At 66.5% G+C, this 25,000-nt stretch carries 19 protein-coding genes; 2 read left to right on the forward strand and 17 right to left on the reverse strand.

Going from position 1 to position 25,000, the window contains the following annotated elements; all coding sequences use genetic code 11:
• Positions 1-163: 163 nt before the first annotated feature.
• The 17 genes from hisB to RWX87_RS04500 form a co-directional block, all read right to left on the reverse strand.
• Positions 164-763, reverse strand: coding sequence for an imidazoleglycerol-phosphate dehydratase HisB (hisB, locus tag RWX87_RS04420; RefSeq protein ID WP_314687786.1), 600 nt, complete (start codon positions 761-763; stop codon positions 164-166).
• A 186-nt stretch (positions 764-949) separates the two neighbouring features.
• Positions 950-2,101 carry a histidinol-phosphate transaminase gene (locus tag RWX87_RS04425; protein WP_314687788.1) on the reverse strand — a complete coding sequence of 384 codons (1,152 nt, stop codon included), beginning with the start codon at positions 2,099-2,101 and terminating at the stop codon, positions 950-952.
• Positions 2,098-3,495 (reverse strand): histidinol dehydrogenase, encoded by a 1,398-nt coding sequence (gene hisD, locus RWX87_RS04430; protein WP_314687790.1) that lies wholly within the window; start codon positions 3,493-3,495, stop codon positions 2,098-2,100. Before hisD ends, RWX87_RS04425 begins: the two co-directional genes overlap by 4 nt.
• Before the next feature lie 187 nt (positions 3,496-3,682).
• The gene (locus RWX87_RS06820; protein ID WP_399552302.1) at positions 3,683-5,149 is read right to left on the reverse strand and encodes a glycosyltransferase family 2 protein; all 1,467 of its coding nucleotides are present in this window, start codon (positions 5,147-5,149) and stop codon (positions 3,683-3,685) included.
• A 187-nt stretch (positions 5,150-5,336) separates the two neighbouring features.
• Positions 5,337-8,888: a DNA polymerase III subunit alpha gene (gene dnaE, locus RWX87_RS04440; protein WP_314687792.1), complete on the reverse strand. Its 3,552-nt coding sequence runs from the start codon at positions 8,886-8,888 to the stop codon at positions 5,337-5,339.
• A 5-nt stretch (positions 8,889-8,893) separates the two neighbouring features.
• Positions 8,894-9,862, reverse strand: coding sequence for an RluA family pseudouridine synthase (locus tag RWX87_RS04445; protein WP_314687795.1), 969 nt, complete (start codon positions 9,860-9,862; stop codon positions 8,894-8,896).
• Positions 9,859-10,479 carry a signal peptidase II gene (locus tag RWX87_RS04450; protein WP_314687797.1) on the reverse strand — a complete coding sequence of 207 codons (621 nt, stop codon included), beginning with the start codon at positions 10,477-10,479 and terminating at the stop codon, positions 9,859-9,861. The genes RWX87_RS04445 and RWX87_RS04450 overlap by 4 nt, the downstream gene beginning before the upstream one ends.
• Before the next feature lie 40 nt (positions 10,480-10,519).
• Positions 10,520-11,782: a DivIVA domain-containing protein gene (locus RWX87_RS04455; RefSeq protein ID WP_314687798.1), complete on the reverse strand. Its 1,263-nt coding sequence runs from the start codon at positions 11,780-11,782 to the stop codon at positions 10,520-10,522.
• Positions 11,783-11,960: 178 nt separating this feature from the next.
• Positions 11,961-12,242, reverse strand: coding sequence for a YggT family protein (locus tag RWX87_RS04460; protein ID WP_314687801.1), 282 nt, complete (start codon positions 12,240-12,242; stop codon positions 11,961-11,963).
• A 195-nt stretch (positions 12,243-12,437) separates the two neighbouring features.
• A complete protein-coding gene (locus RWX87_RS04465) occupies positions 12,438-12,920 on the reverse strand; it encodes a cell division protein SepF (RefSeq protein ID WP_314687803.1) in 483 nt (160 codons plus the stop codon).
• Positions 12,921-12,956: 36 nt separating this feature from the next.
• Complete coding sequence (ftsZ, locus tag RWX87_RS04470) at positions 12,957-14,180, reverse strand: cell division protein FtsZ (RefSeq protein WP_314687805.1); 1,224 nt, start codon at positions 14,178-14,180, stop codon at positions 12,957-12,959.
• Between the two features lie 254 nt (positions 14,181-14,434).
• A complete protein-coding gene (dusB, locus tag RWX87_RS04475; protein ID WP_399552303.1) occupies positions 14,435-15,520 on the reverse strand; it encodes a tRNA dihydrouridine synthase DusB in 1,086 nt (361 codons plus the stop codon).
• 64 nt (positions 15,521-15,584) lie between these two features.
• Entirely contained in the window at positions 15,585-17,105 is a 1,521-nt protein-coding gene (locus RWX87_RS04480) for a glycine--tRNA ligase (RefSeq protein ID WP_314687807.1), read from the reverse strand.
• 150 nt (positions 17,106-17,255) lie between these two features.
• A complete protein-coding gene (pilO, locus tag RWX87_RS04485; protein WP_314687809.1) occupies positions 17,256-18,092 on the reverse strand; it encodes a type 4a pilus biogenesis protein PilO in 837 nt (278 codons plus the stop codon).
• Positions 18,089-18,784, reverse strand: a complete 696-nt coding sequence (pilM, locus tag RWX87_RS04490) for a pilus assembly protein PilM (RefSeq protein WP_314687811.1) — start codon at positions 18,782-18,784, stop codon at positions 18,089-18,091. The genes pilO and pilM overlap by 4 nt, the downstream gene beginning before the upstream one ends.
• Before the next feature lie 205 nt (positions 18,785-18,989).
• Positions 18,990-19,145, reverse strand: coding sequence for a hypothetical protein (locus tag RWX87_RS04495; protein WP_314687814.1), 156 nt, complete (start codon positions 19,143-19,145; stop codon positions 18,990-18,992).
• Between the two features lie 64 nt (positions 19,146-19,209).
• The gene (locus RWX87_RS04500) at positions 19,210-20,052 is read right to left on the reverse strand and encodes a prepilin peptidase (RefSeq protein WP_314687817.1); all 843 of its coding nucleotides are present in this window, start codon (positions 20,050-20,052) and stop codon (positions 19,210-19,212) included.
• 720 nt (positions 20,053-20,772) lie between these two features.
• On the opposite strand from RWX87_RS04500, the gene RWX87_RS04505 reads away from it, so the two are divergent.
• Positions 20,773-22,056, forward strand: a complete 1,284-nt coding sequence (locus tag RWX87_RS04505) for a type IV pilus twitching motility protein PilT (RefSeq protein WP_314687820.1) — start codon at positions 20,773-20,775, stop codon at positions 22,054-22,056.
• A 429-nt stretch (positions 22,057-22,485) separates the two neighbouring features.
• The coding region (locus tag RWX87_RS04510) for an Ig-like domain-containing protein (RefSeq protein ID WP_314687822.1) at positions 22,486-25,000 on the forward strand (2,515 nt) is incomplete at its 3' end.

A 25,000-nucleotide genomic window follows, 5' to 3' on the forward strand; every position in this document is an offset into this window, starting at 1 on the left:
GAACGTGCACGCGAACCGGCCTCTTCGGGGGAATCCGGCTTCCTGCCGGATCCCTCCCCGCGAAGGGGGCCAGACCCTCCCGCAGATCCCTCCCCGGATCCCTTCACCGGGCCGACTCCGGAACCATCTCCGGCATCCGGGTCATCCTCGTCCGCAGCAGCCATCACAGCGATCCCTTCGTGCTGGGAATGCCATCGACCCGCGGGTCGGGCTCGACGGCAAAGCGCAGCGCCCTCGCGAGCGCCTTGAACTCAGCCTCGGCGATGTGATGCGGGTCGCGTCCGGCAAGCAGCTGCATATGCAGGCAGATGCCGGCGTGCAGGGCGATGGACTCCATGACGTGACGGACGAGCGACCCCGTGAAATGTCCGCCGATCATCGCGAATTCGAATCCGTCCGGCTCTCCGGAGCAGACGACGTAGGGGCGCCCGGAGATGTCGATCACGGCCCGGGCGAGCGCCTCGTCCAAAGGCACGGTGGCGTCGGCGAAGCGACGGATGCCGCGCTTGTCGCCCAGCGCCTGCCCGAGCGCCTCGCCGAAGACGATGGCCACGTCCTCGACCGTGTGGTGCGCGTCGATGTCGGTGTCGCCGCTGGCCTTGATGCTCAGGTCGATCAGCGAATGCTTGCCGAGAGCGGTCATCATGTGGTTGTAGAAGGGCACGGATGTGTCGATGTCGGTCACGCCGTGGCCGTCGAGATTGAGGCTGAGTTCGACGGAGGATTCGCTCGTCCGCCTGACGATCGTCGCCGTTCGTGCCATGTCCGCTCCTTCGGCGGGGCGCCCGCCGGCCCTCGCCGGTCGCCTCCCGCACATTTCTACCGTCTTCTTCGTCTTCGATTATGCCGTGATTCGACCCGGCCTGCGGACAGGGAAACGCCTGAGACGTCGGGCGCCCGCCCGCGACCGACGCGCTCGGCGTCGGACGGGCACTCTATGACATCACGCTCAGCCCTGCGCAAGAACCTCGTCGAGCGCCTCACGGAACCGTGCCATCTCCTCGTCGGTGCCCATGCACACGCGCAGCCAGCCGTCGGGACCGACCACGCGGATGAGGATGCCTCGACGAAGCAGTTCGTCGAATATCCGCTGCCTGTCCTCGAAACGCCCGCCGAACAGCAGGAAGTTCGACTGCGATTCGGCGACCTCCAAGGGCTTCCCATGCCAGGTGCGGGTCCTGAGCCACTCGGCCGTGGCCTGACGGGTGTCGCGCAGATGACCGACCTGGGCGAGCAGCTCGTCGGTGTGGTCGAAGGCGGCGAGCGCCGCGGCCTGGGTGACGGCGGAGAGATGGTAGGGCATGCGCACGATGCGCACGGCGTCGATGATGCCCCGCGAGGCGGCAAGATACCCGACGCGGGCGCCCGCGAACGCGAAGGCCTTGCTCATGGTGCGGCTGACGGCGAGGTTCGGATGCCCTTCCAGCACGCTTAGGGCGCTGGGGGTTCCGGGGTCGCGGAACTCGATGTACGCCTCGTCGACGACGAGCACGGGATGCGCGCCGGCGGGAGCGCCCTCGACGTCCGCCTGGGCGCACACGCCGAGCAGGGTCTCCAGCTGGCCCATGGGCAGCGGGGTGCCGGTGGGGTTGTTCGGGCTGGTGACGACGACCATCGAAGGGCGCACGTCACGGATGGCGGCAATGGTGGCGTCGAGGTCCAGGGTGAAGTCGTCGTGGCGGTGCACCACCTTCCATGCGGTGAAGGTGTCGCGCGCGTATTCGGGGTACATGGAGTACGTGGGGTCGCAGCCGAGCGCGGTGCGGCCGGGACCGCCGAAGGCCTGGAAAAGCTGCAGCATGATCTCGTTGGAGCCGTTCGCGCCCCACAGCTGCTCGACGGGCAGCCTCACGCCGGATTCGCGCGCGAGATAGTCCGAGAACGCCTGCCTCAGCCGGATGTGCTCGCGGTCGGGATAGCGGTTCAGCGTCGTGGCGACCTCTCGCACGCGGCGCGCGATGGTGTCGGCCACGGCGGCGCTGGGCGCATAGGGGTTCTCGTTCACGTTGAGGCAGACGGGAACGTCGAGCTGCGGCGCCCCGTAGGGCTCCTCGCCGACGAGGTCGTTGCGCAGCGGCAGCTCGGAGGGGATGGCGCTCATTTCAGTCCCGCCTTGGTCTCCTGGTCGCTGAGCGTGGCCTTGTCGTAGGGGTCGTCGACGAAGCGGCTGAGCACGCATTCGCCGTGGGCGGGCAGGTCTTCGGAGACGGCGAAGGCGTTGATGCGCGCGGCGAGCTCCCTGAGCCCGGCTTCGTCGTATTCGATGACCTCGACGGGCTTGAGGAAGGTGTGCACGCCAAGCCCGGAGGCGAAGCGGGCGGTTCCGGAGGTGGGCAGCACATGGTTGGAGCCCGACATGTAGTCGCCGAGCGGCACGGGCGAATAGGGGCCGCGGAAGATGGCGCCCGCGTTGCGGATGCGCGCGATGACGGCATCGGGGTCGGCGGTCTGGATCTCGAGATGCTCGGCGGCGTAGGCGTTGGCCACGTCGATGGACTGGTCGAGCCCGTCGGTGAGGATGACGCCGGACTGCCGCCCGGTGAGGGAGGTGACGACGCGCTCGGCATGCTCGGTGCGGGGCACGCGACGGTCGAGCGCCTTCTGCACGCCGGCGGCGAGCTCGGGGCTGTCGGTGATGAGCACGGATCCGGCGAGCTCGTCGTGCTCGGCCTGGCCGATGAGGTCGGCGGCCACCCAGTCGGGGGTGGCGCCCGAGTCGGCGAGGACGGCGATTTCGGTGGGGCCTGCGACGGCGTCGATGCCGACCATGCCGGAGACGAGGCGCTTGGCTGTGGCGACGAAGATGTTGCCCGGGCCGGTGATCTTGTCGACGGGGTCGCACAGCACCTCCCCGTCCTGCGGCTCGCTGCCGCGGGCCCCGTAGGCGAACATGGCGATGGCCTGGGCCCCGCCGACGGCGTACACCTCGTGCACGCCGAGGATGGCGCAGGTGGCGAGGATGGTGCGGTCCGGCAACCCGTCGTTGGCGGTCCTGCTGGGCGGGGTGGCGATGGCGAGCGATTCGACGCCGGCCGCCTGGGCGGGGACGACGTTCATGATGACGGAGCTGGGGTAGACGGCCTTGCCGCCGGGCACGTAGAGACCCACGCGCTGGATGGGCACCCATTTCTCGGCGACGCGGGCGCCGGGGGCGAGGTCGGTGTGGAAGTCCTTCGGCACCTGGTTGGCGGCCACCGCGCGAGCGCGCTTCACGGACTCCTCGATGGCGGCCCGGACCTCGGGATCGAGCCCATGCGGCGCCCTCTCGATGGCCTCGACGGGAACACGAAGATTCTTCGGCCGGATATGGTCGAACTTCTCCTCGAAGTCACGCAGGGCTGCGGCTCCGCGACGACGGACGTCCTCGAGGATGGGACGGACGAGGTCGGTGGCCTCGCTGGTGCCCATGTCGGCGCGCGGCATGGCGGCCAGAAGCTCGGCGCGCGTCAGACGACGGCCTCGCAGATCGATTGTTCGCATGGTTTGCTCGCTCATAGGCCCCCATCGTAACAACGGGACGCAACAACCCGGCGAGCGACGGACCGCTGGAAAAGCGCGATTCCGCGGGAATCCGAGATGGTCCGCGCATGGATATCCCTTCGGATTCACCTCGAGGGTCCACCCGGAGGATTCGTCCGAAACGCCGGGAGCGCGAGGGGCAGAGCACCCGAAGCACCTGGACCTACCGACGGTCGTCCTCGGCATCCGTCACGATCCTCGCAGCCTCCGCGTCAACGGTCTTCCGACTTCTGCGCCGGCTTCGGAAAACCTTCCGACCACCCGGGCCGTCCGCAAGACCGTCGAAGACCTCCCGGAGACGGTCGAGAGCCTCACGCACTCCCGCGCGTCCATCCAGGTCGGGTGCGGATTCACCCGATGCGACAGCATCAGATCCACCCTGGCACGCCTCCGCGCCCTCGGGGGTCTCCACAGCCTCCACCCTCGGCTCCAGCGACTTCCTCACGGCCTCGCGCGCGTCGACGACGGTATCCTTCATGGTGTCCTTCACAGCGTGCCTCACGGTGTGCTTGACAGTCCGCTTCACCGTGTGCCTCGTGGCGCCCGCTGTATCCCTGGCGCCGTGCTTCGCTTCGCGCAGCGAATCGGCGACCCGGTCGAGCAGGTCGGCGAAGCGGCCGCGGGCATCGTCAGGAACGCCGTCATCGGCATCATCGCCGCCATCGCCGGTCCCCTTCTGCGTCCCATCAGACATTCTCTCAGGCGTCCCGCCCGACAGCAGGCCATCTCCCTCGTCCTCCCCGAGGTCGCCGAGGTCATCGAGGAACTCATTGACCTTCTGGCGGAACTGCTGCTGGGATTCGGGGTCGAGCCTCAGCCCGAACATGATGCTCTGGCGCATGGTCTCGTAGTTGAGATTGCCGAGCACGTTCAGCGTCTGCAGGGCAAGGAATCGACGCAGCTGCGGGTAGTGGGCGATGATGTACTCGCGACGGTCCTGAGCCGCCTGCATCCAGTCGCCGGTGAGGTCCCCGGATGGGGAGTGCACTGCCGACCCGGCCCGCAGCCGGTAATGGTAGAGCACGTCGGGGATGCGCACGATACGCGTGGATTCTCCGATCACGTTGCAGATGCGCGCCATGTCCTCGATCTTGCGTCCCTCGGGGAAGGAGAACCCCTGCCGCGTATACGTGGAGCGAGGGGCGAGGAAGGCCCAGAAGTAGCTGTCGATGTCGCCCTTGACCTGCAGGCGGATGGCCTGCTCGGCGGTGAGCTCGACGGGCTCCTCGTACTCGTTGTGCCGGTAGGACGACTTCATGGGCGAGCCGTCCTCGGCGATGGTGTCGAAGCGGAACATGACGAGGTCGGCGCCGTATCGGCTCGCGGCTTCCAGACAGGCACGCATGAGATCCGGCTCGATGCGGTCGTCGGGATCCATGAAGTAGAGATAATCGCCGTGCGCGGCGGCCATGCCGGTGTTGCGCGCGCGGGACAGGCCGCCGTTGGCCTGGTGGATGACCCGCACGCGGCCGTCCCTCGCCGCCCAGGCGTCGCACTTCTCCGGGCAGGAATCGGGCGACCCGTCGTCGACGAGGATGACCTCGAGACGCCGGTAGGTCTGCGCCAGCGCGTCCGACACCGCCTCGTCGAGGTACTTCTCCACCCCGTACACGGGCATGACGATGCTCACAAGAGGTCCATCGTCCCCGGTCGGGCCACCAGCGCCAGAGTCCGTGACGATGATCGAGCCCTCACCGCCAGGGGAACCGGGATCCGAATCCATATCCGCCTCCTCGTCATCCTCACGGGGCGCGGTCACCGCACGGAACCGACCGCACCCCCACGACACAACCTCCACCCCCACGCCGCATCCACCCCTACGCCGCCAGCAGGCAGCTGGGGCCGAACAGGGTCTTGATCTCGGCGAACAGGGACGTGTCGCGCGAGACCCGCAGGTCGTCGCCGACGACGAGCAGGGCGGTGCCCCCGTGGCCGTCGGTGACGGCGAGCCGCACCTCGCAGTAGCCGGGGTGGCTCCGCAGGACCTCGCGCAGCCTTTCCGCGAGCCCATGGTCGAGGGCGCGCGGCAGGGCGATGACGACGGGCCGCTCGTCCTCGGAGGTGAGAATCGGCACCTGCATGTCGGTGGCGCGCATGCTCACGGTCTCGTCACGGACCTCCACCATGCCGCGGATCTGCACCACCTGGTCGACGACGAGCTGCTGCGCCGCGGCCTCGTACGCCTTGCCGAAGAACAGGCACTGGATGGAGCTTTCGAGGTCCTCCACGGTGACGATGGCCCAGGGGTTGCCCTTGCGCGAGACGCGGCGGTCGACGCTGGTGACGAGCCCGGCGATGGTGACCTGCTGCCTGTCGTCCATCGTTCGCGCCTTGTCGACGAGATGCGCGATGGACATCTCCCTCAGCTTCGCCAGCACCGCGGTCATGCCGCTGAGGGGATGGTCGGAGACGTACAGGCCGAGCATCTCGCGTTCGAAGTCGAGCTTGGTCTTCTTGTCCCACTCGTCGATGTCGGGGATGGTGATGGTGGCGTCGCCCATGGCGTCGTCCGCGCCCCCCTCATCCGCGTCGGCGAACAGGTCGAACTGGCCCTCGGCCTGCTTGCGCTTGAGGCCGATGACGGAGTCGATGGCGGGCTCATGAACGGTGAACAGCGCCCGGCGGTTGGGGTCGATGGAGTCGAAGGCCCCCGCCTTGATCAGCGATTCGACGAGCCTTTTGTTGAGCACGGTGAGGGGCACTCGGCGGATGAAGTCCATGAAGCTGACGAACCTGCCATGCGACCCCTGACGTTCCGCGATGATATCGGCCACGGCCTTGTCTCCCACGTTGCGGATGGCGCCCAGACCGAAGCGCACGACGTCGCCGACGGCGGAGTATTCAAGCACGGATTCGTTGACGTCGGGCGGCAGCACCTTGATGCCCATGCGTCTGGCCTCGCCGAGGTACAGCGCCGTCTTGTCCTTGTTGGTGCGCTCGTTCTGCAGAAGCGCGGCCATGAACTCCACCGGATAGTGGGTCTTGAGGTACGCGGTCCAGTAGGAGATGAGGCCGTACGCGGCGGAATGCGCCTTGTTGAACGCGTAGCCGGAGAAGGGCACGAGCACGTCCCAGACGGCCTGCGCGGCCTCTGTGGAGTAGCCGTGCTCCTTCATGCCCTCGAAGAACGGCACCTGCTCCTTGGCCAGCACCTCGGGCTTCTTCTTGCCCATGGCGCGGCGGAGCACGTCGGCCTTGCCCAGCGAGTAGCCCGCGAGGATACGCGCCGCGGACTGCACCTGCTCCTGGTAGACGATGAGGCCGTAGGTCTCGTCGAGCACGGATTTGAGCGGCTTCTCGACCTCCGGATGGATGGGGGTGATCTCCTGCAGACCGTTCTTGCGCTTGGCGTAGTTGATATGCGAGTTCATATCCATCGGGCCCGGGCGGTACAGGGCGATGAGCGCGGAGATGTCGTTGAAGTTGTCGGGCCTGAGGGTGCGCAGCAGCGAGCGCATGCCGTCGGAATCGAGCTGGAAGACGCCGAGCGTGTCGCCGCGGGACAGCAGCTCGTAGGTGGGCTTGTCGTCGAGCGGGATCTTCGTGTAGTCGATGGGCGTCTTGCCGTTGTTCCTGATGTTGGTGAGGGTGTCGCGGATGACGGTGAGGTTGGACAGTCCGAGGAAGTCCATCTTGACGAGGCCGAGGGTCTCGCAGGTGTGGTATTCGAAGGTCGTCGTGACGGTGCCGTCGGTGCGTTCCAGCAGCGGCGAGGTGTCGGTGATGGGATCCGACCCCATGATGGTCGCGCAGGCGTGCACCCCGGTCTGCCGGATCAGTCCCTCGATGCCCTTGGCCTGGTCGGTGATGCGCTTGGCGTCCGGGTCGGAGTCGTACAGCTCGCGGAACTCGCGGGCCTCGGCGTAGCGCTTGGACGTGGCGTCGAAGATCTCCCTGAGGCTGACGTCCTTGCCGTTCTTGCTCGGCGGCAGGGCCTTGGTGATCCGGTCGCCGACGGAGAACTCGTAGCCCATGATGCGCGCGGAGTCCTTGAGCGCCTGCTTGGTTTTGATGGTGCCGTAGATGACGCACTGGGCGACCTTGTCCCGCCCGTACTTGTCCTCGACGTAGTCGAGGACGCGCGCGCGCCCCTCGGGGTCGAAGTCGACGTCGATATCGGGCAGGGAGACGCGCTCGGGGTTGAGGAAGCGCTCGAAGATCAGCCCGTGCTTGAGCGGGTCGAGCTCGGTGATGCCCATCGCGTAGGACACCATGGAGCCTGCGGCGGAGCCTCGTCCGGGGCCCACCATGACGCCGTGCGCCTTGGCCCAGTTGATGTAGTCGGCGACGACCAGGAAGTAGCCGCAGAACTGCATCTGGCAGATCACGCCGCATTCATAGTCGGCCTGCCGGCGCACCTCGTCGGATGGGCTGCCGTCGTAGCGTCGGTTGAGTCCCTCCTCCACCTCGCGCAGGAACAGCGAGGTCTCGTCCCATCCCTCCGGGCAGTCGTAGCGGGGCATGAACGCCCCGTCCTCGTGGTCGTCGAAGATGACGTTGCATCGCTCGGCGATGGCGAGCGTGTTGTCGCAGGCCTCGGGGAAGTCCTTGAACAGGGCGCGCATATCCTGCGCCGACTTGATGTAGTAGCCGGACCCATCGAACTTGAAGCGGTCGGGGTCGTCGAGGCGCGAGCCGGAGTTGATGCACAGCATGGCGTCCTGTGACCCGGCGTCCTCCTCGCGCACGTAGTGGGCGTCGTTGGTGGCGACGAGCGGGGCGCCGAGGCGCTTCGCGATCTCCAGCAGCCCCTTGGTGACGCGCTTCTCGATGGACAGCCCGTGGTCCATGAGCTCGATGTAGAAGTTGTTCCTGCCGAAGATGTCCTGGAACTCGCCGGCGGCCCGCAGGGCCTCGTCGAACTGCCCGAGGCGCAGCCTGGTCTGGATGATGCCCGAGGGACACCCGGAGGAGCAGATGACCCCCTTCGAATAGGTGGAGAGCACCTCCTTGTCCATGCGGGGGTAGCGCATGACGCGGCCCTCGAGGTTGGCGACGGAGCTGGCCTTGATGAGGTTGACGAGCCCCTCGTCGTTCTCGGCCCACAGGGTGAGGTGGGTGATGAGGCCGCCGCCGGAGACGTCGTCGGAGCGCTGCGCCTCGGTGCCCCAGTGCACGCGGGTCTTGTCCTGGCGGGCGGTCTCCGGGGTCACGTAGGCCTCGATGCCGACGATGGGCTTGATGTCGGCCTTCACGGCCGTGCTCCACAGCTCGTAGGCGCCGTGCATGTTGCCGTGGTCGGTGATGGCGATGGCCGGCATGCCAAGCTCTTTGGCGCGGGCCACCATGTCCGGGATCTTCGAGGCGCCGTCGAGCAGCGAGTAGTGCGTGTGGTTGTGCAGCTGTACGAACGAGTCTCCCGTGGCCATGGACTCTACGATAACCGCGCTGCGTGACGGGCGGCTCCGACCTCCTCATCAGGCGCATCCCCGGACACACCGTCCAGCATCTCGAGGGCATGCGCGAGGTCGGCCGGGTAGGTGGAGGTGACGGCGGTCCAGATGCGGGTGCGCGGATGACGGAACTCGAGCTTCATGGAATGCAGCCATTGGCGGTCCAGCCCCAGCTCCCGCGCCAGCACGGGATTGCCCCCGTACATCGGGTCCCCGGCGAGGGGATGGCCGATGGACGAGAAATGGACGCGGATCTGATGGGTGCGCCCGGTTTCCAGGTTCACGGAGACGAGCGTCGCCTTGCCGTAGCGGCGCAGCACGTCCCAGTGGGTGATGGCGGGCTTGCCCGCGGGGGTCACGGTGAACCGGAAGTCCGCGACCTTGGCCCGTCCTATGGGCGCCTCGATGGTGGCCTTGTCCTGTTCGAGATTCCCCTGGACGAGCGCGTGGTAGGTCTTGACGACCTCATGCTCGGCGAACTGCCGGCGCATCTCCCGGTAGGCAAGCTCGGACTTGCATACGAGCATGAGGCCGCTGGTGCCGACGTCGAGACGGCTGACGATGCCCTGGCGTCCCGGAGCACCGTAGGAGGTGATGTGCACCCCGCGCTGCAGCAGCGTGCCGAGCACGGTGGGCCCCCGCCAGCCCGCGGAGGCGTGCGCGGCGACGCCGACGGGCTTGTCGACGATGACCACGTCGTCATCCTCGTAGGCGATGCCCATCTCATCGGCCAGAGGCTCCGACTCACGCCGTTCCTCGACGAGGTCGAGCTCGATGACGTCGCCCTCCTGAAGCACGCCGGACTTGGAAACGTCTCGTCCGAGCACCCGGGCCTGTCCGGTTTCGATGATGGTGCTGGCCTTGGATCGCGAGACGCCGAGCATCTTGGCGGCCGCGACGTCGAAGCGCCGGCCGATGAGGGCGTCCGGCGCCGGAAGCACACGGCTCATCGAGCCCCGGCCTCCGGTGGGAACGAGGAGGAGCCATCCGCAGCGGACGCATCCTGGGACGCCGCACCGCCGTTGGACACCGTTCCATCGGCCGTCGTTCCGTGCACCGCCGCAGCGGACTGTTCTGTCCGGAACGGCTCGCCGGCGAGGATGAGCACGATGATCAGCACACCGGCCACCGTCAGGGCGACGTCCGCGATGTTGCCGACGGACCAGCCGTAGTCGAGGAAGTCGATGACGCGTCCGTTGAGGAAGCCGTCGGCATGCATGATGCGGTCGAGAAGATTGCCGGCCGCCCCCGCCGCGGCGAGAGCGAATCCGACGGTCCAGCGCATCGAATCCGTCCGTGAGGCGAGAACCATAAGCGCGACCACGGCGACGATGGCGAACAGCGAGATAAGCCACGTCATCGAGGATCCGAGTCCCAGAGTCGCCCCGGGGTTACGAACCAGAACGAACGAGAGCAGTCCGGGTATGACGGTCACCCGGCGACCGTAGCCGAGCAGGACAAGGGCCAGGACCTTGGTGCCCTGGTCGAGGCCGAGGACGCCGGCCGCCACACATGCGAAGACGGTCGCACGCCTGCTGGCGCCCGACCGTCCTGCCGTTCCCGTCATGCCTTCCGTCATCTACCCGAAGTGCCGCGTGCCATCCGGCTCACTCGCCGGACTTCCCCGACTGGTCGACCTTGGAGAAGCTGTTCGTATCCGAGACCTGCGTCACGAGCTGGTTGAGGAACTCGGTGAGACGCGTGCGGTATTCGCCCTCGAACTGCTTGAGGCCCTGGATGTTGCCCTCGATGACCTTGGACTGCGACTCGAGGTTGTCCCTGACCTGCTGAGCATAGGTGTCGGCGCCGGTGCGGGTCTTCTGATCGTATTCGGCGGCGCGCCGCTGGATCTCGGCCTCGTAGGCGTCCGCGTCGGAATGCTTGTTCTGCGCGTAGGTGTCGGCGTCCTGGTGGGTCCTGGCCGCATAGGCGTCGGCATCCGCATGAACCGAAGCGGCATAGCCGTCGGCCGCCGAGCGCGTCTTCTTATCGTAGTCGTCGGCCTCGGTGCGGGTGCGCGTGGAGTACTCGTTGGCCTTGGCGATCACGTCGTTGTACTTGTTCTGCGCGGTGTCGACGATGTCCTTGGCCTGGGCCTTGCCCTTGTCGACGTACTGGTCATGGAGTTGCATGGCGAGGGTGAGCATCGCGGTGGCGCGCTCAGGCTCGCTGGCGTCGCCGGTTCCGGCCCCGGCGATCTTCTGCAGGCTTCCGGTCTCGGTGCTGGGCTCGACCTTGGCGACCTGGGCGCGCAGCTGGTTCTCGCGCTGACGGGACTCCTCGAGCTGCCGGGTCAGATCCTGGACCTTCTGGCCCTGGGCGGCGGCCTCGGCGGCCTGCTGCCTGGCGTTCGCAAGCTCGTGGCCGAGGTTCTCGGCCGTGGCGCGAAGCTCGTCGCGCTCATGCTGCACGGCGGTGAGCTGTGCTCCCAGCTCCTTGCTGCCGGCCGCCTCGGCGGCCTGGGCGGTGAGCTGGTCGACCTGAGCGCCCAGACGCTGCACCTGTGCCTTGAGCTGCTCGTTCTGGGCGGCCAGGGCCCTGTTGCTTTCCTCCGCCTCGGACAGCTTGGCGGCGTCGACCTGGGCGGTCTGGCCCTGCCCCGACGCGGCCGAGGACCTGAGCTGCTGGTTCTCGTTCTGAGAGGCCTGAAGCTGTGTGGTGAGCTCGGCAATCTTGCCGTTGAGGGCGGCGACGTCCGGTCCCAAGGACTGCGTGGCCTGCCCGCTCTGCATGGCCTGCTTGCCCAGCGCCTCGACCGTCTCCGTCACCTGGTCGAGAAAGTCGTCGACCTCGTCGACATCATAGCCTTCCTTGAACCGGACCGTCTGGAAGGTATGCTCCCGGATGTCCTTGGGCGTCAACAGAGCCATATGTCTTACACCTCGCTTTGGGCACGATGCCTCGCTGTGTGCTGCTAACAACTCGCCATGCTAGCACGACGGGTTCTGCGACCGCGCCGGGACGGGTCCCAGGGCGGCCATCAGAGCCATAATGGCGCACCTGTCGACCCCTACCAGGGACGGGACCGACCGTCGTCGCGACGCTCTCTCAGATCAGCATCTGCAGCACCACGAGCCCGAAATACAGGACGATGAAGCTCACGTCCAGGGCGACGTTACCCAGCCTCAGCGGCGGGATGTAGCGACGCAGCCAGCGCAGCGGCGGGTCGGTGAGGCGGTAGACGACGTTGATGAGCGAGGCAATCACCCCGCGCGGATACCAGCGAGGCGACAGGAAGGCGATCCAGTCAAGAATCATCCTCACGAACAGGATGGTGATGTACACCCCGATGGCCCAGTCGAGGATACGTCTGATGATCAGCAGCAGCATGGAATCACCCTATCGTGACACGTTGAACGTTCGCTGGACGGGCGCCGAGCGAACGAGGGGATGAATAAAGAACATCCGGCAGACGACGAACAACCGAGGCGACGTCATACAGGTACGGACGCCGGCTGCACTCCCCCAGTGACGGATTCGAAGGCAACCCCATGAACGAACCGGGAGCGGCGGACATGCGCGCTCTCAGTCGGTGAAGAGGTCGCTCGCCCCCGGCTTGCTCGACGCCTCCTCGACCTTGATGTTCACCTGCGCGGGGCTGAGCAGGAACACCCGCGGGGTGACGCGTTCGATGGATCCGCGCACGCCGAAGACGACGCCGGCCGAGAAGTCGACGATGCGGTAGGCCACGGCCTCCGAGACGTCGGTGAGGTTGAGCACGACGGGGACCCCGTCGCGCAGGGCTCGTCCGACGAGCTGCGCGTCCTCGTAGCTCCGGGGATGGATGGTGGTGATGCGGCTCATCCGTCCCTGGAAGGGGTTGGCGTCGCGTCGGGCAGCGGCGGGTTGGGCCGGCGCGGTCGATGACTGCGGGGCGATCGGGGTGACGGACCGGTCGGAGTCGAAGGACGACTTCGCGGAATCGGCGTCATCTGCGAGATCGTCATCGTCCTCCACGACGTCGGTCATGCCCAGATACGACATCGCGTTCTTCATGAAGCCTGCCATGGGAAAATCCTTTCGCCCGTGCCGTCCGTCATCGCGTTAGAAGTCGAAGGAGAAGGGCGCCGGGACCTTGCCCCGCCCGTTCTCCTCGTCGAACGAGACCACGTCGCGCTCGGCGGTCTCGTCGTCCAAAGGCCGGGAGACCGGGCTAGGCGCGTCCACCGTCGTCGAGTCCTCCTCGGTGGCCTGATCGATGGGATCCGCCACCTGAGGCGGCACGGGAATGGTCCCGGTGTCGTCGTCCCCGTCGTCCTCGGCCTGATCGGAGGAGGCATCGAGCGGCTTGTCCTCGGGCTCGGAGTCGAAGCCCGCGGCGATGACGGTGACGCGCACCTCGTCACCGAAGGAGTCGTCCGTGGAGAAGCCGTTGATGATCAAAGCGTCCGAGTCGATGGCGTCGGCGATGAACTTGCACGCGTTCCTGTACTCGCTCATCTTGAGGTCCTGCGGACCCGCGATGACAATGATGGCGCCATGCGCACCCTCGATGCTCTCCTCCATAAGCGGGGAGGTGATGGCGAGTTCGGCGGCCTTGACCGCACGATCCTCGCCCTTGGCCGTGCCCACGCCGAACAGGACGGTGCCGGCCCCCTTGAGGATGGTTTTGACGTCGGAGAAGTCGACGTGGATGTAGGCGTTGTTCGTGAAAAGCTGCGACACGCCCTGCACGCCGTTGATGATGGCCTGATCCGCCAGGGCCAGGCTTTCCCGCATCGGCAGGTCGGCCCCGGCGTCGCTGAGCTTGTCGTTGGGAATGACGATGAGCGCGTCGACCTCCTTGCGCAGATCGACGATGCCGTTCAGCGCGGTCGTCATCCTTTTGCTGCCCTCGAAGTCGAAGGGGCGGGTGACGACGCCGATGGTCAGCGAGCCCTGCTCGCGGGCGCAGTGCGCGACGAGGGGGCTTGCGCCCGTCCCGGTGCCTCCGCCCTCGCCGCAGACGACGAAGACCATATCGGCGCCCCTGAGCGCGTCCTCGATGTCGGCCTGATGGTCAAGCGCGGCCTTGGCGCCCACCTTGGGATCGGCGCCGGCGCCGAGTCCCCTGCCGTCCTTGTCGCTGAGGGAGACCTTCACGACGCGAGAGCCGCCGACCTTGGTGAGATCGGTGGCGTCGGTGTTGGCTATGACGTAGTCGATGTTCTGGACGCCGGCGTCGATCATCCTCATGACGGCGTTGCAGCCGCCACCACCAACGCCCACCACTTTGATGGCGGTCTGAGCCCCGTTCTGTGTCTGGTCAGTCTGGGTGGTCTCGCTCACCTTGGTCTCCTGTCACTCACACGTATACGCAATACTGTATCTCAGAACAGTTTTCATTCCTCGCTGATTTCGGGGCGTGTGGCGACTATTCGTCACCATTCCGCACAGTATCGGCCGGTGGTCCGGCTGACATCCGCGGGAAACCATCCTCAATCATCCCTCTTCCGCCCGTTCGGCCCGTTCGCGCGCACCCTCGGCATCACGGTTCCCCGCGCCCATCAGGCCGTCGGCGTCCCGCATCCGTCCATCCATACTCAGTACCCGGCGTCCATCGGGTCGTCGCCGAACAGCGCCTCGCGCTGCTCGTGCGTGGTGGTGCGCGAATCGAGCCAGCCGTAGGGCAGATGCACCTTGCGCGCGTAGCGGGTGCGTCCGCGGGGCTTGTCGATCACCCGCTCCGGCAGGGTGAGCGACGGGTCGAGGCGGCCGAGCACGAGCTCCACGTCGGCGAGCGACTCGCATTCCATGACCTCGCGGCGGGTCGTGCCGCCCACCGGAAAGCCCTTGAGATACCACGCCAGATGCTTGCGCAGGTCATGCACGGCCATGCGCTCGTCCCCGTCGTAGAACTCGACGAGCATGCGCGCGTGCCTGTCGATGATCTCGCGGACCTGGCCAAGATCGGGGTTGACGCGCGTGGAATCGCCCGCGAAGGCGTTGCGGATGTCGGCGAACAGCCAGGGCCGCCCCTGGCAGCCGCGGCCGATGGCTACGCCCGCGCAGCCGGTCTCGCGGATCATGTCGAGCGCGTCGTCGGCGCCCCAGACGTCGCCGTTGCCGAAGACGGGTATGTCGAGCGCCTGGACGAGCTCGGCGATCTTCGACCAGTCGGAGTGCCCCCCATAGTATTCGGCGGTGGTGCGCGCGTGCAGGGTGACGGCCGCGCAGCCCTCCTCCTGGGCGATGTGGCCGGCGTCGAGGAAGGTCTCATGCTCGTGGTCGATGCCGACGCGGATCTTCGCGGTGACGGGGATGCGGGCCGGGTCGCACACGCCCACCACGCGGTGGATGAGCTCGGCGAAGAGGTCCGTCTTCCACGGCAGGGCGGAGCCGCCGCCGCGGCGGGTGACCTTGGGGACGGGGCAGCCGAAGTTGAGATCGACGTGGTCCGCCATGTTCCCATCGACGACCATGCGGGCCGCCTGCTCCACGATGGCCGGGTCGACGCCGTACAGCTGAAGGGACCGAATCCTCTCCCCCGGCGCGAAGCGGCACAGCCGGAACGCCTTGGGGTTGCGGGCGACGAGCGCCCGCGCGGTGATCATCTCGGCCACGTACAGGCCGTCGGGACCGTACCCCTCGCACAGCGTGCGGAACGGCCAGTTGGTGACCCCCGCCATCGGCGAGAGGACGACCGGCACCGGAACATGGATGCGGCCCAGGTCGACGGGCCGGACAGCTGGGTTAATACAGACCACCGGCCTCGGCGACCTTGACGGGGGCGCTGTCGTCCTCGCCGGTCTCCTTGGAGACGTCCAGCCCGCCGTCGGCGGCGCGGGTGCCGACGATGTCGGCCGGTCCCTCGGGGTAGCGCACGCGCTTCTCGGCGACGACGCCGGCCACGTAGTCGGCGACCTTGTCGAGGGCGATGCGCTCCTGCCTCATGCTGTCGCGCTCGCGCACGGTGACGGCGTGGTCGTCGAGGCTGTCGAAGTCGACGGTGACGCACAGCGGGGTGCCGATCTCGTCCTGGCGGCGGTAGCGGCGGCCGATGGCGCCGGCCTCGTCATAGTCGATCATCCAGTCGCGCTGGCGGAGCTCGGCGGCGAGGTCGTGGGCGATGCCCTGCAGCTCGGGCTTCTTGCTCAGCGGCAGCACGGCGGCCTTGACGGGCGCGAGGCGCGGGTCGAGGCGCAGCACGGTGCGACGGTCGACGCCGCCCTTGGTGTTGGGGGCCTCGTCCACGTCGTAGGCGTCGACGAGGAAGGCCATGAGGGAGCGGGTGAGTCCGGCCGCGGGCTCGATGACGTAGGGGACGTACCGCTCGTTCGTGCCCTGGTTGTAGTAGCTCAGGTCCTCGCCGGAGTGCTCGGAATGGGCCGTCAGGTCGAAGTCGGTGCGGTTGGCGATGCCCTCGAGCTCGCCCCAGTCGGAGCCCTGGAAGCCGAACTTGTATTCGATGTCCACGGTGCGCTTGGAGTAGTGGCTGAGCTTCTCCTTGGGATGCTCGTAGTGGCGCAGGTTGGACGGGTCGATGCCGAGGTCCACGTACCAGCGGGTGCGGGTGTCGATCCAGTACTGGTGCCATTCCTCGTCGGTGCCGGGCTTGACGAAGAACTCCATCTCCATCTGCTCGAATTCGCGCGTGCGGAAGATGAAGTTGCCGGGCGTGATCTCGTTGCGGAAGGACTTGCCCATGTTGGCGATGCCGAACGGCGGTTTGGAGCGCGAGGCGGTGAGCACGTTCTTGAAGTCGACGAAGATGCCCTGGGCGGTCTCCGGGCGCAGGTAGTGCAGGGAGTTGTCGTCGTCGACGGGTCCGAGGTGGGTGCGCAGCATCATGTTGAAGTCGCGCGGCTCGGTCCACTTGCCGCGGGTGCCGCAGTCGGGGCAGACGATGTCCCTGAGGCCGTTCGGCGGCATCGTGTCGCCGTGCTTCTCGGCCCAGGACTCCTGGAGCTTGTCGGCGCGCTGGCGCTTGTGGCAGTTGAGGCATTCGATGAGCGGGTCGTTGAAGACGCTCACGTGGCCGGAGGCGACCCATACGGCGGGCGGCAGGATGATGGAGGTGTCCACCCCGACGACGTCCCCTCGGGTGACGACCATGGAGCGCCACCATTCGCGCTTGATGTTGTCCTTGAGGGCGACGCCGAGCGGGCCGTAGTCCCATGCGGAGCGCGTGCCTCCGTAGATCTCGCCGGCGGGGAACACGAAGCCGCGGCGCTTGGCGAGCGAGACGACGTCATCGAGTTTGGATTGAGCCACAATGCACCTTCTGCTTGACTTCCGGGTCTTCTTGACCCGGCATAGTCTACCGTCACGCGGCGACGGCCCGGCGATGCGACGGAGGGCCCGCGCGGGCCCCGAACCGTCGAAGGATCCGGCCCGCGCGGCCTCCCGATTCGCCGACGGAGCCTACTCCGCCTCGGACGAAAGCGAGGACGCGGTGTCGCTCACGGAACCCGTGGACAGCAGCGACCAGATGGTGCAGGTGATGCTCACGGTGCTCTGGGTGTCCCCGGATTCGATGGAGTAGGACAGGCTGGTGGGTATGGCAATGCGCGAGGTCCCCTGGATGGCGGCGACGAAGCCGCGCAGGGCCGTGTAGTCGCCGGAGGCGCTGATGGAGACAGGGACCTCCACGAGTCGGCCGCTGGTAATACCTCCGGAGACGCCCGTGGGAAGCACGGCGTCGGAGGCGGTTCCGAAGCTCACCGACTGGATGCTCACCTTGGTGCTGGAGGCGGCCTTGTTGAGGGATGTGATGAACGCCGGCTGCTCATAGCTGCTGGGTATCTGCCGTTCGAGCTGGTTGAGGCGGTTGGTCTCGAGGATGATGTTCACGCTGGCAAGGCTGAGCGTGTCGATGGTGTTCTGCGTCTCGGTGTTCTGCCGGGTGATCTGCGCGGTCTGCTCGTCGGCGGCGGAGATCTGCTGCATGCGCGGCGAGACGACGGTGCTCCACGTCAGGAGCGCGACGGCGACGATGGCGACGGCGAACGCCACCCAGATGATGCGATGCCTGTTCATGGTGCCCATGGCGGCTACTCCCCGCTTCCCGACGTGGAGCTCGACGACGAGCTCGAGCTTGAGGACGTCGAACTCGTTCCGGCCGCCGCGCTGATGAGCTGCTTGCGCAGCGATTTGAGCAGGGCGCGGTCGGTGGTGTCGGCGCCGAGGACGGTGGTGGTCTCCCCCGTCGGCCGCCTTGCGACCGTGGCGGTCGGATCGCGTCGATTTCGTGCCTCTCATCGCAGCCTCCTTCCCATGGCGAGTCCGAGAACGATGGCGTACGCGGAGGAGTGCGAGGGGGCCTCCTGCTCGCGCGCCTGCTTGGTGAGGGCGAATTTGGAGAACGGGTCGCCGAGCCGCACGACCTTGTTGGTGGAGGTGGCGAGCACGGGCGGGAATCCGCCGAGCTGGGAGCCGACGCCTGTGAGGATGATGTCGTCGACGGTGCCGTCGTAGCGGCGGTCGTTGTCGTAGTAGTTGAGGGTGTTGCGGATTCCGACGATGAGCTGCGAGGTGGTTTCGCGGATGATCTCCTCGGCCTTCTCGAGTCGTGGGTCGCCGACGACGTTCCGCAGCCCGAGATGCTGCTTGATATCGTTGGCGTCCTCGAAGGGCACGCTGAGGGCGATGGAGATGGCCTGCGTGACGTCGTCGGCGCCGGACGGCACGGAGCGCAGGTAGACGGGGCCTCCCTTGTCGAGGATGATGACGTCTGTGCTGTTGGATCCGACGTTGATGACGGCGACGGTGTGCTCTTGGGAGTCCTCGGAGAACATGCGGGCGAGGGAGAAGGCGCTGGTGTCGACGGAGGTGACGAACATCCCGGCTGACTCGACGGCCTTGGCGGTCTTCTCGAGTCCGGCGGCGAGGGTGGCGACGATGAGCCCGTGGAGCACGCCGCCCTGCGGCTGCTCCTCGCGGGAGAGGGGCACGAAGTCGAGGATGGAGTCCTTACATGGGCAGGGGGATGAGGTTCTTGGCCTGGAAGGGCAGGGTCTCGTGGAGCTCCTTGAGGGCGATGTCGGGGAAGGTGGCCTCGCGGAAGAGCACGCGTCGGCTGGCGTAGACGAGGGCGACGTTGTCGCGGGGGAACTTGCCGCGGGTGACGAGCGTCTTGAGCAGGCCGCTGACGGTGGCCTAGTCGACGACCTCGCCGTCGACGACGGCCCCGGCGGGCAGCGGTATCGTCCGGCATTGGCGGATGATCGGCCGCTTCGTGTATGGGTTGCCGACGACGGCGGCCCGTACGGCGTCGTTGGAGAGTCCCAATGCCACCATCTGCTTCATGGTCATCCCTTCCTTGGCGATGTCCGTACGACGTATACGGATGGTCCGTTCATGACGTGCCTCCGGCTCCTCAGCCGATTCCGGCGAGGTGCAGGTACCAGGCGGCAAGCGGTGCGCCGGCGGCGATGCCGACCCACGCTCCGACCACCATGGATGGTCCGAACGGAATCCCTCCTCGAAGCTCCACTTTACGCGCGGCGATGAGTGCCACGCCGACCACGCCGCCGATGAGGAACGCGGCGAAGGCGCCGACGACGAGCTGCGGCCAGCCGAGCCAGCCGAGGGTGAGTCCGAGGACGGCGGCGAGCTTGACGTCGCCGAGCCCCATGCCGCCGGGCCAGATGAATGCGAGAAGCAGGTAGAAGGCGCCGAGGATCACGCCGGCGAGCACGGCCCGGCCGAGGGCCGTCCATTCGCCTGTGCCCCAGGAGGCGAGGACGAGCAGCAGGAGGCTGACGACGGCGGTCGGGTAGACTATGACGTTGAGGATGAGGTGGTGGTCGAGGTCGATGAACGCGATGACGATGGACACGGCGGCGAGGAGATAGAGGTCGGGCAGCATCCATCCGGGGTACATGCCGAGCAGGGCGCCCGCGGTGACGGCCCCGGCCATCACTCCCCCCAGCGCCTCGACGAGGGGGTACCGGATGGAGATGGGTTCGTGGCAGTGGCGGCAGCGGGCGTGCAGCACGGCGTAGGAGACGAGGGGGATGTTGTCGTACCAGGCGATGGGCGCGCCGCATCGTGGGCAGAAGCTGCGCTTGGGATCGACGAGGCTGATGTGGTTCGGGACCCGCCAGATGACGACGTTGAGGAACGACCCGAACAGGCCACCGACGACGACCATGCCCACGATGGCGAGGACGAAGGTCGTGACGTCCGTCTGGAGGGATGGAGAAGCAGTTATCACCATGGCTCAGCTCCCCGAGGTATTGGAGAGGTCCTTGGTGACGGTGAACTCTCCATTCCCAGGAGTTATTGTGGTGCCGCTTCCAGAAGCAGCAGACTCAGTGTCCACTGTTCCGTTCCATACCTGAGGATATATTGTCGACCCTGTCACTGTTGTTGACGAGGCCGAACAGTCCTGAAGTGCCACGTACGAGGGGACCCAATTACTCCATTCGCTTGTATCATACCCCGTATTTATCGGTGAACTCGAGGAGTTGATACCTGGAACCATTTCAGTCAAGCACATGGGATGCGACGAACTTGCCGTGGAAGCAAGAACAAACTTGTAGCTTAACTTGGAATCGGCGTTATATTCGTAACGATAGAATTCACTATTGTCTTTTGACTCACAATCAGACAGACTCGAGGAATTCACCGCCTTCAACGTCGATCCCGCCGTTGTCCCTGCGACGACATGCTTCTCGCCAATGGAACCAAGCCGTCCCCCGAGGGACCGGCGGACAGACTGAAGGATGCCGCCATCCCCGCCCCGTCACTGGATTTCCGTGGCATCTCCTCCCCCGGATCGGCGACCATCCCCACCACGGCGAGCAGGGAGGCACCCGCGGGGATGCCCGTAACTGCCATCCCTTCGGTCCAACGCGCCTTCCTGGCGAATTCAGCGCAGGCAGACCACTCCCCAAGCGGCTCAACCCAGAGCGGCTATTCACAGACAGGTGCCACCATGCCCTTCACAGCGACGTTCCCCGCCACCGCCATCGCGCCGGACGCCAGCCAACCCCAGTCCACCATCCCCGACACGGGGCAGATCGCAGGTATCCCCGCTCTTGACAAGGCCTCCATCGACCGCATCACCGCCATCGCCACCACCGGCTTCCGAGGGCAGACCGCCACCGACGCCGCGCGCACCCTCCTCGAGGAGCATCCCAACGCCCCGCAGAACTTCGTGCGGGCCATCGCGGCCCTCGTCGAGCTCAACGCCTCCGATCTCCATCTCGTCGTCGGCGACCCGCCCATGCTGCGGGTCGACGGGCGCATACGCCCCGTCGACGGACTCGCCGCCCAAGGCAAGGAGGACACCCTCGCCGCCATCCAGGTCATGACGACCAAACCCGAGCGCAGACGCTTCGATCATGACCGCGAACTCGACATCTCGTTCTCCGTGGGGAATCTGCTGCGCTTCCGCGTCAACGTCTACCAGGACCGGCAGGGCGTCTGCGCCGCGCTGCGAAACATCCCCCTCGAGATCAAATCCGCCGAGCAGCTCGGCCTCGACCCGCGCATCACCCGGCTCTCCCTCCTTCCCCGCGGACTCGTATTGGTCTGCGGCCCCACCGGATCCGGAAAGTCCACCACTCTGGCGGCCGTGCTCGACGTCGCCAACACGCAGCGGACCGACCACATCATCACCATCGAGGACCCCATCGAGTTCGTGCACCAGCACAAGAAGTGCATCGTCAGCCAGCGCGAGGTCGGCACCGACACCAAGAGCTTCTCCGAGGCGCTCAAGCACGCGCTGCGCGAGGACCCCGACATCATCGAGGTCGGCGAGCTGCGAGACCTCGAGACCATCTCCACGGCCCTCACCGCCGCCGAGACCGGCCACCTCGTGCTCGCCACCCTGCACACGCAGGACGCCGGCTCCACCGTCGACCGGCTCATCGACGTGTATCCCGAGAACCAGCAGCAGCAGATCCGCGTGCAGGTGGCGTCCACTCTGCAGGCCGTCATCGTCCAGACCCTCGTGCCACGCGCCTCCGGGCACGGGCGCGTGCCCGCCACCGAGATCATGTACTCCACCCCCGCGGTGGCCGCGCTTATCCGCAGCTCCAAGACGCATCAGATCCGCACCCAGCTGCAGGCCGGAGGAGAGCTCGGCATGCACACCCTCGACCAGGACCTCGCTCGGCTCGTCAAAAACGGGACTGTCACCTTCGAGGACGCCGGTGCGCGCGCCCAGTCGCATGAGGAGTTCGAGAAGCTCGTCAACGCGAGGCGGGCGTACTGACGGCCGGCCTCTTCCACCGAGGGTAGGGTGCGCTTGCCGAAGCGCATCATGCGTCAGCACCTCGAAATCACCGAGTTCCGAAATCTGAATCCCCGGCCTCATCCAGGCCGGGGATTCAGGATGAGACACAATTTGAGACGGCGACTCCGATATTCGGACACCGATGATAAACCCCACATCCCGACGGCCTATCGTATTGACCTGTACGTGCGCAGCGATGCGGACGTGCGGTAATGCAGTGCAATGAAGTATTGCAGTAGTGCAGTGCAAGGAAGCAGCCACGGCCTCGTCGACGCGGCGAAGACGTATGCCCGAACGGCCGTCCGCCGTCCGGAAACCGCGTCGGAAAACCGGAGACCAGCGATGGCCATGCCGGGATCCTCCATGTCCCCGTGTCCGTGGTATCAGAGAAACCATCAAGGAGAGTCAATGCAGACTGAGTATTCTCCCGATTCCGACTCCGGGGACCGCTCCCCGAGGCCATCAGGAACCAGGGGCGTCAATCTCTGGAAGAGGCTGGCGGCAGGCGCTGTCGCGCTGGCCACGCTGCTCGGAAGCGCGGCGCTGACGGCGTCCACCGCATCCACCGCGGTGGCCGACACCACGTCGTCCAACCGCGACAGCTATTCCGACACCGTCGATAACTCAACCTTCGAGACCGCCCGCGAGAAGTACGGGCTGACGAAGGAGATGAAGGACGGCACCATCCTGCATGCGTGGATGTGGTCGTTCGACACCATCAAAAGCAACATGAAGGCCATCGCCGAGGCCGGCTACACCTCCATCCAGACGGAGCCCATCAGCGCCGTCAAGACGGTCTCGTCCAACGGGAAGAAGTTCACCGACAACTGGTACTACGTGTATCAGCCCACCGACACCACGATCGGCAACTTCGTCGTCGGCTCGGAAAGCGACCTCAAGGCCATGACCACGGAGGCCCACAAGTACGGCATCCGCATCATCGTCGACGTCGTCGCAAACCACTTCACCTCGGACTGGAGCTCCATCGCCAGCTCCTGGCAGGACACCAGCCTGTTTCATTCGGCGTCGAACTGCTCGTCGAACAACGGCAACATCGACTACTCGAACCGCTGGGACGTCACGCAGTGCCGGCTTCTGGGACTGTGGGACCTCAACACGCAGAGCAGCACCGTCGAAAGCCGGATCAAGTCGTTCCTCGTCGAAGCCGTCAACGACGGCGTCGACGGGTTCCGCTTCGACGCGGCCAAGCACATCGAGCTGCAGAACGAGCTCAGCACCACCTCCAACTACTGGAGCACCATCCTCGACAACGGCGCCCAGTACCAGTACGGCGAGGTCCTGCAGGGCGACAGCAACCTGCCCTACAGCAGCTACGCCTCCATGTTCGACTCCTCCGACGAAGGCGGCGGCGGCGTGACCGCCTCCAGCTACGGCACCACGCTGCAGAACGCGCTCCGCAACGGCAACCTCAGCGCCGGCACGCTGAGCAACCTGCAGAGCAGCGGCGCCTCCGACGACCAGCTCGTCACCTGGGTCGAGTCGCATGACAACTACGCCAACAGCGACAAGGTCACCACGAGCCTGACCGACTACCAGATCCGCATGGGCTGGGCCGTCGTCGCCTCCAAGGCCGAGGGAACCCCGCTGTACTTCAACAGGCCGAAGGGCTCGGGCGGCACCAATGCCCAGTTCGCCGAGGTCTCCCAGCTGGGCGACGCCGGCGACGACATGTGGAAGGACGCGTCCGTCGTGGCCGTCAACCACTTCCGCAACACCGTCACGGGCGACAAGGAGTACCTGCGCAACTGCCAGGGCAACAGCTCCTGCCTCATGACCGAGCGCTACAAGACGGATTCGAACTCCACCGACGACGGCGTCGTCATCGCGAACATGGGCGGCGACGTCGACCTCACCGGGTCCTCCACCACCCTCGACGACGGCACCTACACCGACCAGATCAACGGCGGAACGATCACCGTCTCCAACGGCAAGATCACCTCCGGAACCGCCAAGGGATACTCCGTCAGCGCCTACTACACGCCGAAGAGCACCACCACCACGGCCGTGGACTCCGTGTCCATCAGCGGTGACGGCGTCTCCGACGGCACGCTCAGCGTCGACCTGGCCGACACGACCAGCACGGCCCTGACCGCCACCGTCTCCCCGTCCGACGCCTCCGACGCCACCGTGTCGTGGACGTCCTCGGACACCTCCGTGGCCACCGTCGACTCCGACGGCAACGTCACCTATCTCAAGGCGGGCACCACCACCATCACCGCGACGGCAGGAGGAAAATCGGCGTCCATCGTCGTGACCGCAACCGGCACCCTGCCCGAGGGGTCGGTGACCACCGTCTACTATCCAAGCAGCGTGTACGGCACCGACAGCACGTACATCCACTACAAGGTGGGTGATGGCACGTGGACGACCGCGCCGGGCGAGAAGATGAGCGAGGCCTGTTCGGGCTGGGTGTCCAAGAGCATCGTGACAAACGGGAAGTCCCTGACCTTCGTGTTCGACAACGGCTCGGGCACCTGGGACAACAACAACAAGGCCAACTACACGGGCTCGGGAGGCACGCTCGTGGTGCAGAACGGCTCGGTGTCGACGTCGAACCCGTGCAACGTGACCGTCACCTCCGTGGCGATCTCCGGCAGCGCGGTCTCCAGCGGGGCGCTGTCGCTGACCACCGGTGACAGCACGTCGCTGTCCGCCACGGTGTCGCCGTCCAACGCGACGAACGCCACCGTGTCCTGGACGTCGTCCGACACCTCCGTCGCCACCGTCGACACCGAAGGCAAGGTCACCGCCGTCAAGGCCGGAACCGCCACCCTCACCGCGACGGCCGGTGGAAAGAGCGCCACCGTGACGGTCACCGTGACCGACGCCGTGACGCCCACGGAATCGGACACCACCGTGTACTACCCGAGCTCGGTGTACGGCTCCTCGAGCACGTACATCC

Source organism: uncultured Bifidobacterium sp., from assembly GCF_963540075.1.
Taxonomy (GTDB): domain Bacteria; phylum Actinomycetota; class Actinomycetes; order Actinomycetales; family Bifidobacteriaceae; genus Bifidobacterium.

Coding starts and splice junctions, on each gene's coding strand:
- RWX87_RS04425 (WP_314687788.1), bottom strand. CDS start 2,101: ATGAGCGCCATCCCCTCCGAGCTGCCGCTGCGCAACGACCTCGTCGGC.
- RWX87_RS04465 (WP_314687803.1), bottom strand. CDS start 12,920: ATGGCAGGCTTCATGAAGAACGCGATGTCGTATCTGGGCATGACCGAC.
- RWX87_RS04500 (WP_314687817.1), bottom strand. CDS start 20,052: ATGGTGATAACTGCTTCTCCATCCCTCCAGACGGACGTCACGACCTTC.
- pilO (WP_314687809.1), bottom strand. CDS start 18,092: ATGAGAGGCACGAAATCGACGCGATCCGACCGCCACGGTCGCAAGGCG.
- hisB (WP_314687786.1), bottom strand. CDS start 763: ATGGCACGAACGGCGACGATCGTCAGGCGGACGAGCGAATCCTCCGTC.
- dusB (WP_399552303.1), bottom strand. CDS start 15,520: ATGGCGGGGGTCACCAACTGGCCGTTCCGCACGCTGTGCGAGGGGTAC.
- RWX87_RS04460 (WP_314687801.1), bottom strand. CDS start 12,242: ATGCTGCTGCTGATCATCAGACGTATCCTCGACTGGGCCATCGGGGTG.
- RWX87_RS04455 (WP_314687798.1), bottom strand. CDS start 11,782: ATGGCTCTGTTGACGCCCAAGGACATCCGGGAGCATACCTTCCAGACG.
- RWX87_RS04445 (WP_314687795.1), bottom strand. CDS start 9,862: ATGAGCCGTGTGCTTCCGGCGCCGGACGCCCTCATCGGCCGGCGCTTC.
- dnaE (WP_314687792.1), bottom strand. CDS start 8,888: ATGGCCACGGGAGACTCGTTCGTACAGCTGCACAACCACACGCACTAC.
- hisD (WP_314687790.1), bottom strand. CDS start 3,495: ATGAGCGAGCAAACCATGCGAACAATCGATCTGCGAGGCCGTCGTCTG.
- RWX87_RS04495 (WP_314687814.1), bottom strand. CDS start 19,145: ATGACCATGAAGCAGATGGTGGCATTGGGACTCTCCAACGACGCCGTA.
- RWX87_RS04505 (WP_314687820.1), top strand. CDS start 20,773: ATGCCCTTCACAGCGACGTTCCCCGCCACCGCCATCGCGCCGGACGCC.
- RWX87_RS04450 (WP_314687797.1), bottom strand. CDS start 10,479: ATGACGGGAACGGCAGGACGGTCGGGCGCCAGCAGGCGTGCGACCGTC.